This window comes from Streptomyces colwelliae, from assembly GCF_048158785.1.
GTDB lineage: Bacteria > Actinomycetota > Actinomycetes > Streptomycetales > Streptomycetaceae > Streptomyces.
This window is the reverse complement of the sequence record NZ_JBLTJC010000011.1, coordinates 19,139-33,381: the sequence shown is the minus strand read 5'-3', so window position 1 is coordinate 33,381 and position 14,243 is coordinate 19,139. Positions and strand designations below refer to the sequence as shown.

The following is a 14,243-nucleotide window of genomic DNA, read 5'->3' as shown; positions in this document are numbered from 1 at the left end:
TGGGGTTGGGGTCCCGGGGACAGAAAAGTTCGGAGCGCGGTAGCGTCACCGCTGAACCAAGTATCGCGTTACCCCGGGGGGCGACCCCTGGGCCCCCGAAAGAGCTTGTACCACCTTGGAGGTGAGGGTGTCCCAGATCGCAGGCGAGCCCGCGACCCAGGACTTCGTGGAAGTCCGGCTGCCGGCTGCGGGCGCATACCTGTCGGTGCTGCGTACGGCCACGGCCGGCCTCGCAGCCCGTTTGGACTTCACCCTCGACGAGATCGAGGACCTTCGCATCGCGGTGGACGAGGCCTGCGCGATCCTGCTCCAGCAGGCCGTGCCGGGCTCGGTGCTCAGCTGTGTCTTCCGCCTGGTGGACGACTCGCTCGAAGTCACCGTCTCCGCCCCGACGACGGACGGTCACGCCCCCGCGCGCGACACCTTCGCCTGGACCGTGCTCTCGGCCCTCGCGGGCAAGGTCTCATCGGCAGTCGACGAGGACAAGACCGTTTCGATCAGCCTCTACAAACAGCGCGGCGCGGGACCCGGGCCGGCGTGAGGAACGGGGACGGGCCGGTGCGGGACGAAGAGCGCGGCACACGGGAGCTGCCGGCCGAGGGCGGCCCGGGAGGATCCCGCCGCACGGCGGACGGAAGCCCCCTCGTGCCGCGCGGCGGAATCCCGGAACAGGCCCGGCCGCACCCGGAGGAAGAACCCTCGGAGGCCGGTGTGATGGACGACGGTCAACGTGAGCAGGACGGTGCCGTGCGTATTGGTGGGGTCTCCCCCGTTGCCGGGGGTTCCCCCGCTCCGACTGGGTCGAGCGCGGGGGAGGAGGCGAAAGCTCGGGAAGGGGCGACGGGCCAGGCGATGAGCGAGCACGAGCGGGACAACGTGGCGAGCACGCAGAGCGTGCAGGTCACACGGCACGACCCCCAGGACCGCAGCGGGGCGCGCGCACTCTTCATCGAGCTGCGCACCCTCAAGGACGGCAGCGTCGAGTACGCGGAGCTGCGCAACCGGCTGGTCCGTATGCACCTGCCGCTCGTCGAGCACCTCGCGCGCCGCTTCCGCAACCGCGGTGAGCCGCTGGACGACCTGACCCAGGTCGCCACCATCGGCCTGATCAAGTCGGTCGACCGCTTCGACCCTGAGCGCGGCGTCGAGTTCTCGACGTACGCGACCCCGACGGTCGTCGGCGAGATCAAGCGGCACTTCCGTGACAAGGGCTGGGCGGTGCGCGTCCCGCGCAGGCTCCAGGAGCTGCGTCTGTCGCTGACCACGGCGACGGCGGAGCTCTCGCAGCGGCACGGCCGCTCCCCCACGGTCCACGAGCTGGCCGAGAAGCTGGGCATCTCGGAGGAGGAGGTCCTGGAGGGCCTGGAGTCGGCCAACGCCTACTCCACGCTGTCCCTGGACGTCCCCGACACGGACGACGAGTCCCCGGCGGTCGCGGACACACTGGGCGCGTACGACGAGGCCCTGGAGGGCGTCGAGTACCGCGAGTCGCTCAAGCCGCTGCTGGAGGACCTGCCGCCCAGGGAGAAGCGCATCCTGCTGCTCCGCTTCTTCGGCAACATGACGCAGTCGCAGATCGCGCAGGAGGTCGGCATCTCGCAGATGCATGTGTCCCGGCTGCTGGCCCGGACACTGGCCCAGCTGCGGGAGAAGCTCCTCGTCGAGGAGTGATCCGCCTGCCGAAGTCAGCTCTTCGGCTCTTCGGTGCCACGGCCGGGCCCTCGGATTCCGAGGGCCTGTGTCGTCGCCGGGTTCACCAGCAGCACCAGCGCACCGATCGCGACCACCGCGAGCGCGATACCGGCCGGGATGGCCACACTGTCGGCCTGGAGCAGGTTGTAGGCCACGGGCAGCGCCATGATCTGGGTGATGACGGCCGGCCCCCGGCTCCAGCTGCGCAGCCCGAGCAGTCCGCGGGCGGCGAGCAGCGGCAGCAGCGCGAGCACCACCAGGGTCACCCCACCGGTCACGGCCTGCTGCCGGTCGTCCGGTTCGCCGGTGAGACCCAGGACGAGCATCCACACCCCGGCGACGGCGAGCGCGAGCCCCTCGACGGCGACGAGGGCCGCCGCGTAGTTCAGCCGGCGCGGACGGGGTCCGTCGGGGGCGTCGGTCTCCGGGGCGGGGGTCTGCTCAGCACTCACCCCAGCAGGGTAGCCCTCGGGATCCGGCCCCAGGTGGCCAGGCTCACGCCGTCTCCTCTTACCCAACCCCTACCTCGGTATGGGCCGGGTACCCCCCAGTAGGTACGCTGCAACTCATGCGTGCACTTCTCGTGGTCAATCCGGCGGCAACCACCACAAGCGCACGTACGCGCGATGTCCTGCTCCACGCGCTCGCGAGCGAGATGAAGCTGGAGGCAGTCACCACCGAGTACCGGGGCCACGCGCGCGACCTCGCCCGGCAGGCCGCGGAGACCGGGAACGTCGACCTGGTCGTGGCCCTCGGCGGTGACGGCACCGTCAACGAGGTCGTCAACGGCCTGCTGCACACCGGCCCCGACCCGGAGCGCCTGCCCGGCCTCGCCGTGGTCCCCGGCGGCTCCACCAACGTCTTCGCCCGCGCCCTGGGGCTGCCCAACGACGCCGTGGAGGCGACCGGCGCCATCCTGGACGCCCTGCGCGAGGGCAGCGAGCGCACGGTCGGCCTGGGGCTGACCTCCGGGACGCCCGGCACCGAGGACGAGGCCGTGCCCTCGCGCTGGTTCACCTTCAACGCCGGGCTCGGGTTCGACGCCGGGGTGGTCGGGCGGGTCGAACAACAGCGTGAGCAGGGTAAGAAGTCCACGCATGCGCTCTACGTGCGTCAGGTGGTCCGGCAGTTCCTCGGCGAGCAGCACCGCCGGCACGGGACGATCACCCTGGAGCAGCCCGGCGGCGACCCGGTCACCGATCTGGTGGTGGCCATAGTCTCGAACACCTCGCCCTGGACGTATCTCGGCAATCGCCCGATGTACACGTCACCTAAGGCGTCGTTCGATAAAGGCCTCGACGTACTCGGTCTCAGCCGCCTGTCCAGTGCCGCGGTTGCCCGGTATGGCACCCAGTTGCTCACTTCGTCCCCCGAACGCGGGCCCCATGGCAAGCACGCTGCGGCTCTGCACGACCTGAGCGAGTTCACCTTGCATTCGAAGGTCCCCCTGCCCCTCCAGATGGACGGCGACCACCTCGGACTGCGTACGAGCGTGACGTTCACAGGCGTACGCCGTGCACTGCGTGTGATTGTGTGAGCAGAAAGGGCTGAAGTCCTTTCACTCGAACGTTTAGACCAGGGTCCACCCCATGGAAGTACGGCTGTGACCTAGTCGACACCGAGGAATCAAAAAAAACTTTCCGGAAGGGGTTGTATCCGCCGCTGAGGTTTGCGAGTCTCTACGTGGCGATCGAGACGGCCCGCAACACCGGCCTCCACGGATCACCGGAACCCCTCTTCAATCCACAGGACCTCCGCCAGTGAACCTGGCGTTCGGCCCTTCACTTGTTGAGGGATTCGTGAAAGCGTTCACATTCACAAGCAACCCGCACGTAATACCAAGGAGAGGTAGCAGCCATGGACTGGCGTCACAACGCCGTTTGCCGCGAGGAAGACCCCGAGCTCTTCTTCCCCATCGGCAACACCGGTCCTGCGCTGCTGCAGATCGAGGAAGCCAAGGCCGTCTGCCGTCGCTGTCCCGTTATGGACCAGTGTCTGCAGTGGGCGCTCGAGTCCGGCCAGGACTCCGGCGTCTGGGGTGGTCTCAGCGAGGACGAGCGCCGCGCCATGAAGCGCCGCGCCGCTCGCAACCGTGCCCGTCAGGCCTCCGCCTGACGCCCACCCTGCTAACAGCCTGAGCTTGGCGGCGCGTACAGCGAGTACGCATCTCCCGCCCCCGAGCCGCAGCGCGCAGTACCCCCGATGCGCATAGCAACGAGCGACTGGCCCCGGACCATCAACTGGTCCGGGGCTCTTTGCTGTTCAGGCCCGCGCGTACCGCCGTCCGAGTCCGCGCGCGTACGGCCGTTCAAGCGCCCGCGTACGTACGGCCGTTGACGCACCCGCGTGTGGAGGTCCTGTGCACGTACGTCACTTGTGCGCCTGCACCGGGACGTCCAGGATGACCCGGGTTCCCCGCTCCGGCCCCGCCACCATGTCGAACGTGCCGCCCAACTCGCCCTCCACCAGGGTCCGTACGATCTGAAGGCCCAGGTTGCCGGAGCGGTGCGGGTCGAATCCCTCGGGGAGTCCCACGCCGTCGTCCTGCACGGTGACCAGGAGGCGGGCCTCCTTGGAGGTGCCGCCGCGGACGGCCGAGACCTCGACCGTGCCCGTCTCGCCCTCGCGGAAGCCGTGTTCCAGGGCGTTCTGAAGGATCTCGGTGAGGACCATGGAGAGCGGGGTCGCGACCTCGGCGTCCAGTATCCCGAAGCGACCGCTGCGCCGGCCGGTGACCTTGCCCGGGGAGATCTCGGCGACCATCGCGAGCACCCGGTCGGCGATCTCGTCGAACTCCACGCGCTCGTCCAGGTTCTGGGACAGCGTCTCATGCACGATCGCGATCGAACCGACCCGGCGTACGGCCTCCTCCAGCGCCTCCCGGCCGCGCTCGGAGTCGATCCGGCGGGCCTGGAGGCGCAACAGGGCGGCGACCGTCTGGAGGTTGTTCTTCACCCGGTGGTGGATCTCCCGGATGGTCGCGTCCTTGGTGATCAACTCCCGCTCGCGGCGCCGCAGTTCGGTGACGTCCCGGAGCAGCACCAGTGAACCGATGCGGGTGCCCTTGGGTTTGAGGGGGATCGCCCGGAACTGGATGACCCCGTCGCGTGCCTCGATCTCGAACTCGCGCGGCGCCCATCCGCTGGCGACCTTGGCGAGCGCCTCGTCCACCGGGCCCCGGGTCGGGGCGAGTTCGGCGGTGGTCGTGCCCAGGGGCTGGCCGACGAGGTCGGTGGCGAGGCCCATGCGGTGGTACGCGGACAGCGCGTTGGGCGAGGCGTACTGCACGATGCCGTCGCCGTCGAGGCGGATCAGGCCGTCGCCGACGCGCGGCGAGGCGTCCATGTCGACCTGCTGGTTCGGGAACGGGAAGGAACCGGCCGCGATCATCTGCGCGAGGTCCGACGCGCTCTGGAGGTAGGTCAGTTCGAGGCGGCTCGGGGTGCGCACGGTGAGGAGGTTGGTGTTGCGCGCGATGACACCCAGGACGCGCCCGTCCCGTCGTACCGGAATCGACTCGACCCGGACGGGGACCTCTTCGCGCCACTCCGGGTCGCCCTCGCGGACGATGCGGCCCTCGTCCAGGGCGGCGTCCAGCATGGGGCGGCGGCCGCGTGGGACGAGGTGGCCGACCATGTCGTCCTGGTACGAGGTGGGACCCGTGTTCGGCCGCATCTGGGCGACGGAGACATAGCGGGTGCCGTCGCGCGTGGGGACCCACAGGACCAGGTCGGCGAAGGAGAGGTCGGAGAGCAGCTGCCACTCCGAGACCAGCAGGTGGAGCCACTCGAGGTCGGAGTCGTCGAGTGCGGTGTGCTGGCGTACGAGTTCGTTCATGGAGGGCACGTCTGCGAGCGTACCCGCCGGTCTGCACCTGTCCTAAAAACACCCGCGGGCCGCGGCGCCTGAGAGGGACCCTCAGCCCTCTCGGCACCGCAGCCCGGAGCAGCAACGGCCACGGGGTGTGCGGTCCCGATCGGCCGATGGATGAGGAGCCGGGGCAGTCAGGGCAGAGAGCCTCGGTTCCTCGGTCCGTCCTCCTGTGCGGGGAAGACGGAGGCTTACGCCTTTAACACATTGTGGACTAGACCACATTCGGTGTCCATGCTTTGAAGGATGTTGGAAAGCCTAACGGTGTCCGGTCCTGTGCGGGGCTGATTGGTCATGCGAATTTCCGCGGCCGGAACGGAACGCGGGCTCAGCGGGTCTCCGTCACCTTGGCGAGGGCGCGGGGCGCGTCCGGGTCCTGGCCGCGGGCGATGGTGACCTCGTAGGCGAGGAGCTGGAGCGGGAGGATCTCCAGGACCGGCTGGAGTTCCTCGGGGACGCCCTCGACGGGCAGGACGAAGCCGGCGGAGGCCTGGTCGACCTGGCCTGCCGGGCCGATGACGACCAGGTCGGCGCCCCGGCCGCGCAGCCGGTCGAGGACGGGCTGGAGGGCGGTGCCGCCCTTGCCGTCGGTCACGACCGCGATGACCGGGGAGACGTTGTCGACCATGGCGAGGGGGCCGTGCAGGAGGTCGGCGCCGGAGTAGGCGAGAGCGGGGATGTAGCTGGTCTCCATCAGCTTGAGGGCGGCTTCCTTGGCGGTGGGGTAGCCGTAGCCGCGCGAGGTGATCACCATGCGTTCGGCGAAGCGGTAGCGGGAGGCGAGGGTGCGGACCTCGTCCTGGCGGGCGAGGAGTTGTTCGGCTAGGTCGGGCAGCGCCTTGGCCGCCGCGCCGTCGCCGCCGCGCAGGCCCTCGACGAAGAGGTAGAGCGCGAGCAGGGAGGCCGTGTACGTCTTGGTCGCAGGGAGGGCCTTCTCCGGGCCCGCCATGACGTCGATGTGGTACTCGGAGACGGCGGCCAGCGGTGAGTCCGGGTTGTTGGTCACGGCGACCGTGATCGCGCCGGCCTCGCGAGCGGCCCGGGTCGAGGCCACCAGGTCCGGGGAGCCGCCGGACTGGCTGACGGTGACAACGAGGACGTCGGTCAGGTCGGGGCGGGCGCCGTAGGCCGTGGTCGTCGACATCGAGGTGAGTCCGCAGGGCAGGCCGAGGCGGATCTCCAGGAGGTACTTGGCGTACAGGGCCGCGTTGTCGGAGGTGCCGCGGGCGGTGAGCAGCACGAAGCGCGGCTTGCGTACGGCCACCTCCTGGGCGACCTGGCGGATGCGCGGGGCGCCCTCGTCCAGGATGCGGCGCAGGACCGCCGGCTGCTCGGCCATCTCGCGGGCCATGATCCGGCCGGGGAGTTCGCTGTCGGGGGCCGGTGTCGTGGCGGTCATGCGGGGTCCTCCGGAGGTCGGTCGCGGCAGTGGTGCGGTGTCCATTTCACCCCCTCTGAGGGAGGTGCGCCTCTGTTGGGCGGTTACCGGTTCCCGGACAGGCGGCGAACTCTGGGAGGCAGGACCCTCCTCTGTTAGATTGGTGCGCGGATTGGTCTAAACCACACAGCACCTCCGGGCTCCTCGAAGCCCCTCTGCAGAACGGCAGGCCAGCGTGGAAGTTGTCATCGTTCCGGACGCCAAGTCGGGCGGCGAGCTGATCGCCGAGGCCATGGCACAGCTGCTCCGGCGCAAGCCGGACGCCCTTCTCGGCGTGGCCACCGGGTCGACGCCGCTGCCCATCTACGAGGCCCTCGCCGCCAAGGTCCGCGCCGGGGCCGTGGACACCTCGCGGGCGCGGATCGCCCAGCTCGACGAGTACGTGGGGCTGCCCGCCGAGCACCCGGAGTCGTACCGCTCGGTCCTGCGGCGTGAGGTGCTGGAGCCGCTCGGGGTCGGGATCGACGCGTTCCTCGGGCCGGACGGGACCGCCGAGGACGTGCAGGGGGCGTGCGAGGCGTACGACCGGGCGCTGAGTGAGGCCGGCGGGGTCGATCTTCAGATACTGGGGATCGGGACCGACGGGCACATCGGGTTCAACGAACCGTGCTCGTCGCTGGCCTCGCGGACCCGGATCAAGACGCTGACCGAGCAGACGCGGGTGGACAACGCGCGGTTCTTCGACGGCGACATCGAGCAGGTCCCGCACCACGTCATCACCCAGGGCATCGGCACGATCCTGGAGGCCCGGCACCTGGTGCTCCTCGCGACCGGTGAGGGCAAGGCGGACGCGGTCGCCGCGACCGTGGAGGGACCGGTCGCCGCGGTGTGCCCGGCGTCGGCGCTCCAGTTGCACCGGCATGCGACGGTCGTGGTCGACGAGGGCGCCGCGTCCAAGCTGAAGCTCGCGGACTATTTCCGGCACACGTTCGTCAACAAGCCGGACTGGCAGGGCATCTGAGGGGCGGGGTCCTCAACACGCCTGGCTCGCAGAGTGTCCGAGGCTCGGGTTCTCCAACACGCCTGACCGGCAAGGGATCTGACCCGGTCTCATATGTGTACGTGCCGGTGCCGGGCCCCCTCGTGGAGGGTCCGGCACCGGTGTATTCGGAGGTGTTCCCCCGGGTCGGGGTCGCTCCCCCGGCTCGTGGTCACGCGCCCGCGATGACCTCCGCCGCCGCGTGGCCGCAGACGCGGGCCGCGCCGTGCGTCGCGATGTGCAGGGCGCCTCGGGGCGGTGCCTGCGGGACGCCCATCTCGACCACGACGGTGTCGGGGCGGGCGGCCAGCAGGGTGTCGAGGGTGGCCGCCATCCAGGGGTGCCGGTGTTCGTCCCGGACCACGACGACGACGCGTCGCGCGCCGGCCGCGTTCAGGACGTCACCTCCCGCGTCCTCCCCCGCGAAGCCGGCCGTCTCCGTGCCGGGCAGGAGCCGGGCCAGTTCCGCGGCCACGCCCCAGGGCGTCTCGTCGCCGACGGCGATGTTGGCGACCGGGGTGAGGAGCGCGACGTAGGGCGCTTCGGTGAGCGGGGTGAAGTCGTCGGCGCCGGTGACCGTGAGGGCGCGGCGGGCGGCGACGAGACCGATGTCGACGCGCGTCACGCCTCCCGCTGACGCGGACGCCGATTCCGGAGCGGCGGCGGCACCCGAAGCCGTCCACCGCGCCAGTCCCCGCACCCGTTCCGCCGCTTCGGCCAGCCGCTCCTCCGGCAGTTCCCCCGAGCGCACCGCCCCCACCAGCGCGTCCCGCAGGCGTCGTACCGTCTCGTCGTCCGCGAGGCCTCCGCCGACGCAGATCGCGTCGGCGCCGGCGGCGATCGCGAGGACGCTGCCACGTTCGATGCCGTAGGTGGCGGCGATGGCCTGCATCTCCATGCCGTCGGTGACGATGAGGCCGTCGTAGCCGAGCCGGCCGCGGAGGAGGTCGGTCAGGATGCTGAGGGAGAGGGTGGCCGGGCGGTCCGGGTCCAGGGTGGGGACCAGGATGTGGGCGCTCATCACCGCGCGGGTGCCGGCGGCGATGGCCGCGCGGAACGGGAGCAGTTCGCGCTGCTCCAGGACCGTCGACTCCGCGTCGATGCGCGGCAGCGCGTGGTGGGAGTCGACCGCCGTGTCGCCGTGGCCCGGGAAGTGTTTCGTGCAGGCGGCGACGCCCGCCGACTGGAGGCCGGTGACGTAGGCCGCCGTGTGCCGGGCGACCAGCTCCGGGTCGGCGCCGAAGGAGCGGACGCCGATGACCGGGTTGGAGGGGTTGGAGTTGACGTCGGCGGAGGGGGCCCAGTTCAGGTTCACGCCGCATTCCGCGAGTCTGCGGCCCAGCTCGTGGGCCACCGCCCTCGTCAGGTCCACGTCGTCCACCGCGCCCAGCGCGTGGTTGCCCGGGAACGAGGAACCCGTACGGGCCTCCAGGCGGGTGACGTCTCCACCCTCCTCGTCGATCGCGACCAGTACGTCGTCCCGTTCGGAGCGCAACTGGGCGGTCAGCGAGGACAGTTGATCGGGTGACGCGATGTTGCGGCCGAACAGGCCCACCGAGGCCAGGCCTTCGCCGAGGCGGCGCAGCAGCCAGTCGGGGGCCGTGGTGCCGGGGAAACCGGGTTGCAGGACGGTGAGGGCGTCGCGCGTCAGGGTGTCTGTACCGCTGGCGAGAGTCGTCATCGGTTGCGTTATCCCTTCACAGCGCCGGCGGTCAGCCCCGCGGCCATCTTGCGCTGGACGATGAGGAACAGGACGACGATCGGCACGGCCATCATCGTGGCGCCGGCCATCATCGGGGCGTACTCGGTGCCGTGCTTGGTGGTGAAGTTGCCGAGCCAGACGGTCGCCGTCTGGTGCTCCTGGCTGAGCAGCATGAGGGCGTACAGGTACTCGTTCCAGGCCTGGATGAAGCCGTAGACCGAGGTGGCGACCATGCCGGGGGCCAGGAGCGGGAAGACGACGCGGATGAAGGCGCCGGTGCGGGAGCAACCGTCGACCATGGCCGCCTCCTCCAGTTCCTTCGGGATGTTGACGATGAAGCCGCGCAGGGTCCACACCGTGAACGGGAGGATGAAGGTCAGGTACGTGATGACCAGGCCCGAGAGCTTGTCGTACTGGTCGAGGTCGTTCAGGAGCAGGAAGACCGGGATGATCATCGAGACCAGCGGGACCATCTGGACCGCGAGGATGCCGACGATCACGATCTTGCGGCCGCGGAAGGCGAAGCGGGAGATGGCGAGCGCGGCCAGCAGGCCGACGACGACGCCGATCACGACCACCGCCAGGGACACGATGAGGCTGCGTCCGACCGGGCCCCAGAAGTCGGCGATGTCCAGCGCCCGGCGGAAGTTGTCGAGGGTGATGCCGGTGGGCAGCAGGCTCGGGTCCGGGTCGATGGCGTCCTTGGCCGGTTTGAACGCCGTGTCGAGCATCCAGTAGAGGGGGAAGCCGACGACGACGAAGACGAGCAGGCCTACGAGGTTCCAGCCCAGCTTCGACTTCCGGCGGCCACCACCCGACGTCTTGGGCGCATCGGTCGTGAGCGCGCTCATTCGACCTCTCCGATCTGAAGCATCTGACGCATGTAGACGGCGACGACCCCGAGCAGCAGCACCACGGTGACCAGGGCTATCGCGGAACCCTGTCCGTAGTCGTTGACGACGAAGGCGCGGTCGTACGAATAGGTGCTGAGCAGTTGGAAGTCGGCCTCGGGGTGCCCGCCGCGCATCACGAAGACCTGCGGGAAGACGCCCATGTCCCAGATCACCGAGAGGGTCGTGAGCATCACGATGATCGGCTTGAGGATGGGCAGGGTGACGTACCGGAAGACGCCCCACGCGCCGGCGCCGTCGAGGCGGGCCGCCTCCTCCAACTCCTGGGGGACCTGGGTGAGTCCGGCGCTGAGGGTGATCACCACGAAGGGCACCGCGCCCCACACCACGAGCAGCATGATCACGAGGAGGCCCTGCGGTCCGCTGGCGAACCAGTTGTGGCCGATCATGTCGACGCCGGGCAACTTGCTGAGCAGCGCGTTGAAGACGCCGTAGTCCGAGTCGAAGAGCCACTTGAAGACGGTGGTCGCGACGATGACCGGCATGCCCCAACTGGCCACCAGGACAACGTTGATGAGGGTCTTCACCCAGCCGGAGACCTTCTGCTGGAGCAGGGCGAGGGCCATGCCGGCGACCATCGTGAAGATGACCGAGCCGGCCGCGAAGACGATCGTGCGGACGACGACGCCCCAGAACTCGCCGTCGCCGAGGATGCCGGAGAAGTTGTCGAAGCCGATCCACTCGGCGGGCTTGAAGCCCCACAGCTGGGACTGGCCGAAGGACTGGAAGGACAGGGTGACCAGGCGGACCAGCGGGTAGCCCATGACCAGGCCGAGGATGAGCAGACAGGGCGCGAGCAGCAGCCAGGGGACGCCGGTGCCTCTCGACGTCCGCCGTCTGCGGGGTGCGTCGGAGACGCGCGGTGGGGGCGCCTGCCGCGGCGGCGGCACCTTGGCGGGGGTGGTCGTGTCGGCACTCATCACGCGCTCCTCGGCGATCCCTCAGGTCGTACGGCCGTGCTTCCTACGAGTCGCGGGGCCCCGCCCCGAGGACACCTCGGCGTCCGACAAGACACTTCGGCAAGACACTTTGGTGTCCAACAGGGCCCCGCGCTGGGTCCTGCCGTCGAACTCCCGTCGTCCGCCCGAAGGGCGGGCCCGGCGGCGTCTGGTGCGTGCGATCGCAAGGCGCCGGAGCGTCCTCGTGGCGGAGCCACGTGGGCGGTTCGGCAACGCAGCTGGGGGTCCCCCCGCGCCTTTTGGGCAGTGGGGGAGTGCGTGCCAGGCGTCGCCGGGCAGGCGGGAGTTCGACGGCAGGGCCCTGGGTCACTTGGTGTTGATGACCTTGTCGATCGCGGCGTCCGCTTCCTTCGCGGCGTCCGCCACCGACTTCTTGCCGGTGCCGATGTTCTGCAGCATGGTCTGGAGGACCTGGGCCTTCTCGACCTGGCCCCAGCCCGGCGCCATCGGGACGAACCAGTTGGACTCGGCCGCGGTGGCCGGGACCGCCGTCGCGGGGTCGCTCTTCAGCGTCGCGAGGTCGGTCTTGTTGTTCGGCAGGTTGCCCTTGGCCATCAGGCCCTTCTGGCCGGACGGACCGGTGAAGGCGTTGATCCACTCGGCGGCGAGCGCCTGCGCCTTGGACTTGACCGGGATGGCCAGGTCCGAACCGCCCAGGAACACGGGCATGTTCTTGCCGGACGGGCCGGGCATCACGAAGTTGACGAGACCGGTCTTCAGCTTGCCGCCCGTCTTGTCGTTCTTCGGGTCGGCGGCGGTCGCGCCCTCCCACGCGGCGGCGAAGATCATGGACGCCTTGCCCTGGCCGTAGACGATGTAACGGTCGGACTCGTCCTTGGTCTTGTCGCCGTGCATGTACTTGTCGATGACCGACTTCCACTCGTCGAGTCCCTTGATGGACTCGGGCGAGGAGAGGCTGCCCTTCCACTGGTCCCCGGACTGGGTGGCGATGGCGCCGCCGGCGTCGTAGACGAAGGACATGGCCGCGTACCAGTCACGGGTGGGCTGGTACCAGGCGCTGAACTTGCTGCCTTCCTTCTTCTGGATCTTGTCCAGGTCGGCGGTCAGCTCGGTGTACGTCGTCGGCGGGGCCTTGATGCCGACCGAAGCGGCGATGTCCTTGCGCCAGTTGGCGACGCGGCCACCGGCGTAGTACGGGACGCCGTAGGTCTTGCCGTCGTAGGTCACCGAGGCCTTGAGGCCGTCGAGCCAGGCGGAGGAGTTGGTGAACTTGGCCGGGTCCACGGGTGCGAAGGCGCCCTTGACCATGTAGCCCAGCATCTCGGTGTTGCCCATCTCGACCACGTCGGGCGCCTTGTCGGTGGCGAGGACCGCGTCGAGCTTGGTGTTCTTGTCCGGCCAGCCGTAGTACTCGTGCTTGATCTTGACGCCCGGGTGCGCCTTCTGCACGGCCGCGTCGGCCGCCTTCACCAGCTGGGGCCAGTTGTTCTGCGCGTCGACGGTGAGCCAGACGGTCAGCTCCTTGGCGTCGGCGCCGCTGTTCGAAGAGCCCTTGTCGTCGTTGCCCCCGCACGCCGCGATGGAGACCATCATGCCCGCGATACCGATCGCGGCTATCAGCTTGCGCTTCACGCCACCCTCCTCAGGGATGCCTGCCACACCTCCCGCCCAAGAGCCGGGACCTGAACCAATGGTGTAGACCAGTACCGGGAGCTTGGACCAGACCACAGGGCCTGTCAAGAGCCCCCGAAACACCCCTGACCAGCCGTTATGCGACCTACATATGCAGGAACCTTTAAGTAAGAAGGCAGCGAAAACAACGGTGCCGGAGTACTGTCGTCCGCTAGACCACTTGGCGCTGTGGACTAGACCAAAAGAGACGGCGACGGTATACAGAGGGGATCACCAAGTGACCCTTGTCCGGAGCCGGGAAGGCGGAGCATGAGCACCGACGTCAGCAGTGCGGAGAACGAGGGTGGGCCTACCGTCCGCACCGCGCGTGTGCCCAAGTACTACCGCTTGAAGAAGCACCTGCTCGACATGACGGAGACGCTGCCGCCGGGCACCCCCGTCCCGCCCGAGCGCACCCTCGCGGCGGAGTTCGACACCTCGCGCACCACCGTGCGCCAGGCCCTTCAGGAACTCGTCGTCGAGGGCCGCCTGGAGCGCATCCAGGGCAAGGGCACGTTCGTCGCCAAGCCGAAGGTCTCGCAGGCGCTCCAACTCACCTCGTACACCGAGGACATGCGGGCCCAGGGCCTCGAACCGACCTCGCAGCTCCTGGACATCGGCTACATCACCGCCGACGACACCCTCGCCGACCTGCTCGACATCACCGCCGGCGGCCGCGTCCTGCGCATCGAGCGCCTGCGCATGGCGAACGCCGAGCCGATGGCCATCGAGACGACCCACCTCAGCGCGAAGCGCTTCCCCGCGCTGCGCAGGTCTCTCGTCAAGTACACGTCCCTGTACACGGCGTTGGCCGAGGTCTACGACGTCCACCTCGCCGAGGCCGAGGAGACCATCGAGACCTCGCTGGCCACCCCGCGCGAGGCCGGCCTGCTCAGCACCGACGTCGGCCTCCCGATGCTGATGCTCTCCCGCCACTCCCTCGACAAGGAGGGCAATCCGGTGGAGTGGGTGCGGTCGGTGTACCGGGGGGACCGGTACAAGTTCGTGGCCCGCCTCAAGCGCCCCACCGACTGAGCCTCAAACGCCCCACCGGCCAAGC

13 protein-coding genes are annotated in these 14,243 nt (G+C 69.5%); 6 read left to right on the top strand and 7 right to left on the bottom strand.

Annotated elements, in window-relative coordinates; genetic code table 11:
* Positions 1–127 precede the first annotated feature (127 nt).
* Together ACNFOC_RS04120 and ACNFOC_RS04115 are read left to right on the top strand one after the other, a co-directional pair.
* Positions 128–541 carry an ATP-binding protein gene (locus tag ACNFOC_RS04120; RefSeq protein ID WP_019058277.1) on the top strand — a complete coding sequence of 138 codons (414 nt, stop codon included), beginning with the start codon at positions 128–130 and terminating at the stop codon, positions 539–541.
* Positions 538–1,671, top strand: coding sequence for an RNA polymerase sigma factor SigF (locus tag ACNFOC_RS04115; RefSeq protein ID WP_416956650.1), 1,134 nt, complete (start codon positions 538–540; stop codon positions 1,669–1,671). The genes ACNFOC_RS04120 and ACNFOC_RS04115 overlap by 4 nt, the downstream gene beginning before the upstream one ends.
* Positions 1,672–1,685: 14 nt before the next feature.
* On the opposite strand, the gene ACNFOC_RS04110 is transcribed toward ACNFOC_RS04115, so the two are convergent.
* Entirely contained in the window at positions 1,686–2,144 is a 459-nt protein-coding gene (locus ACNFOC_RS04110) for a hypothetical protein (RefSeq protein ID WP_416956649.1), read from the bottom strand.
* Positions 2,145–2,260: 116 nt separating this feature from the next.
* Here ACNFOC_RS04110 and ACNFOC_RS04105 point away from each other — a divergent pair, with 116 nt between their 5' ends.
* Together ACNFOC_RS04105 and ACNFOC_RS04100 are read left to right on the top strand one after the other, a co-directional pair.
* Positions 2,261–3,229, top strand: a complete 969-nt coding sequence (locus ACNFOC_RS04105) for a diacylglycerol/lipid kinase family protein (RefSeq protein WP_406122230.1) — start codon at positions 2,261–2,263, stop codon at positions 3,227–3,229.
* A 320-nt stretch (positions 3,230–3,549) separates the two neighbouring features.
* The gene (locus ACNFOC_RS04100) at positions 3,550–3,807 is read left to right on the top strand and encodes a WhiB family transcriptional regulator (RefSeq protein WP_006142322.1); all 258 of its coding nucleotides are present in this window, start codon (positions 3,550–3,552) and stop codon (positions 3,805–3,807) included.
* A gap of 255 nt (positions 3,808–4,062) precedes the next feature.
* Here ACNFOC_RS04100 and ACNFOC_RS04095 read toward each other — a convergent pair whose 3' ends face one another.
* Both ACNFOC_RS04095 and ACNFOC_RS04090 read right to left on the bottom strand, forming a co-directional pair.
* Positions 4,063–5,529 carry a sensor histidine kinase gene (locus tag ACNFOC_RS04095; protein ID WP_416956708.1) on the bottom strand — a complete coding sequence of 489 codons (1,467 nt, stop codon included), beginning with the start codon at positions 5,527–5,529 and terminating at the stop codon, positions 4,063–4,065.
* 361 nt (positions 5,530–5,890) lie between these two features.
* Entirely contained in the window at positions 5,891–6,961 is a 1,071-nt protein-coding gene (locus ACNFOC_RS04090; RefSeq protein WP_416956644.1) for an SIS domain-containing protein, read from the bottom strand.
* A 214-nt stretch (positions 6,962–7,175) separates the two neighbouring features.
* Between ACNFOC_RS04090 and nagB the strand changes: the two genes are divergently transcribed.
* Positions 7,176–7,961: a glucosamine-6-phosphate deaminase gene (nagB, locus tag ACNFOC_RS04085; RefSeq protein WP_416956642.1), complete on the top strand. Its 786-nt coding sequence runs from the start codon at positions 7,176–7,178 to the stop codon at positions 7,959–7,961.
* A gap of 190 nt (positions 7,962–8,151) precedes the next feature.
* Here nagB and ACNFOC_RS04080 read toward each other — a convergent pair whose 3' ends face one another.
* The 4 genes from ACNFOC_RS04080 to ACNFOC_RS04065 form a co-directional block, all read right to left on the bottom strand.
* On the bottom strand, positions 8,152–9,660 hold the full coding sequence (locus tag ACNFOC_RS04080) for a glycoside hydrolase family 3 protein (protein WP_416956640.1): 1,509 nt from the start codon (positions 9,658–9,660) through the stop codon (positions 8,152–8,154).
* Between the two features lie 8 nt (positions 9,661–9,668).
* Entirely contained in the window at positions 9,669–10,532 is an 864-nt protein-coding gene (locus ACNFOC_RS04075) for a carbohydrate ABC transporter permease (RefSeq protein ID WP_416956638.1), read from the bottom strand.
* Positions 10,529–11,515 carry a carbohydrate ABC transporter permease gene (locus tag ACNFOC_RS04070; protein WP_416956636.1) on the bottom strand — a complete coding sequence of 329 codons (987 nt, stop codon included), beginning with the start codon at positions 11,513–11,515 and terminating at the stop codon, positions 10,529–10,531. The genes ACNFOC_RS04075 and ACNFOC_RS04070 overlap by 4 nt, the downstream gene beginning before the upstream one ends.
* 342 nt (positions 11,516–11,857) lie before the next feature.
* Positions 11,858–13,144 carry an extracellular solute-binding protein gene (locus tag ACNFOC_RS04065; protein WP_416956634.1) on the bottom strand — a complete coding sequence of 429 codons (1,287 nt, stop codon included), beginning with the start codon at positions 13,142–13,144 and terminating at the stop codon, positions 11,858–11,860.
* 309 nt (positions 13,145–13,453) lie between these two features.
* On the opposite strand from ACNFOC_RS04065, the gene ACNFOC_RS04060 reads away from it, so the two are divergent.
* Entirely contained in the window at positions 13,454–14,218 is a 765-nt protein-coding gene (locus tag ACNFOC_RS04060) for a GntR family transcriptional regulator (protein WP_416956632.1), read from the top strand.
* Positions 14,219–14,243: the final 25 nt, after the last annotated feature.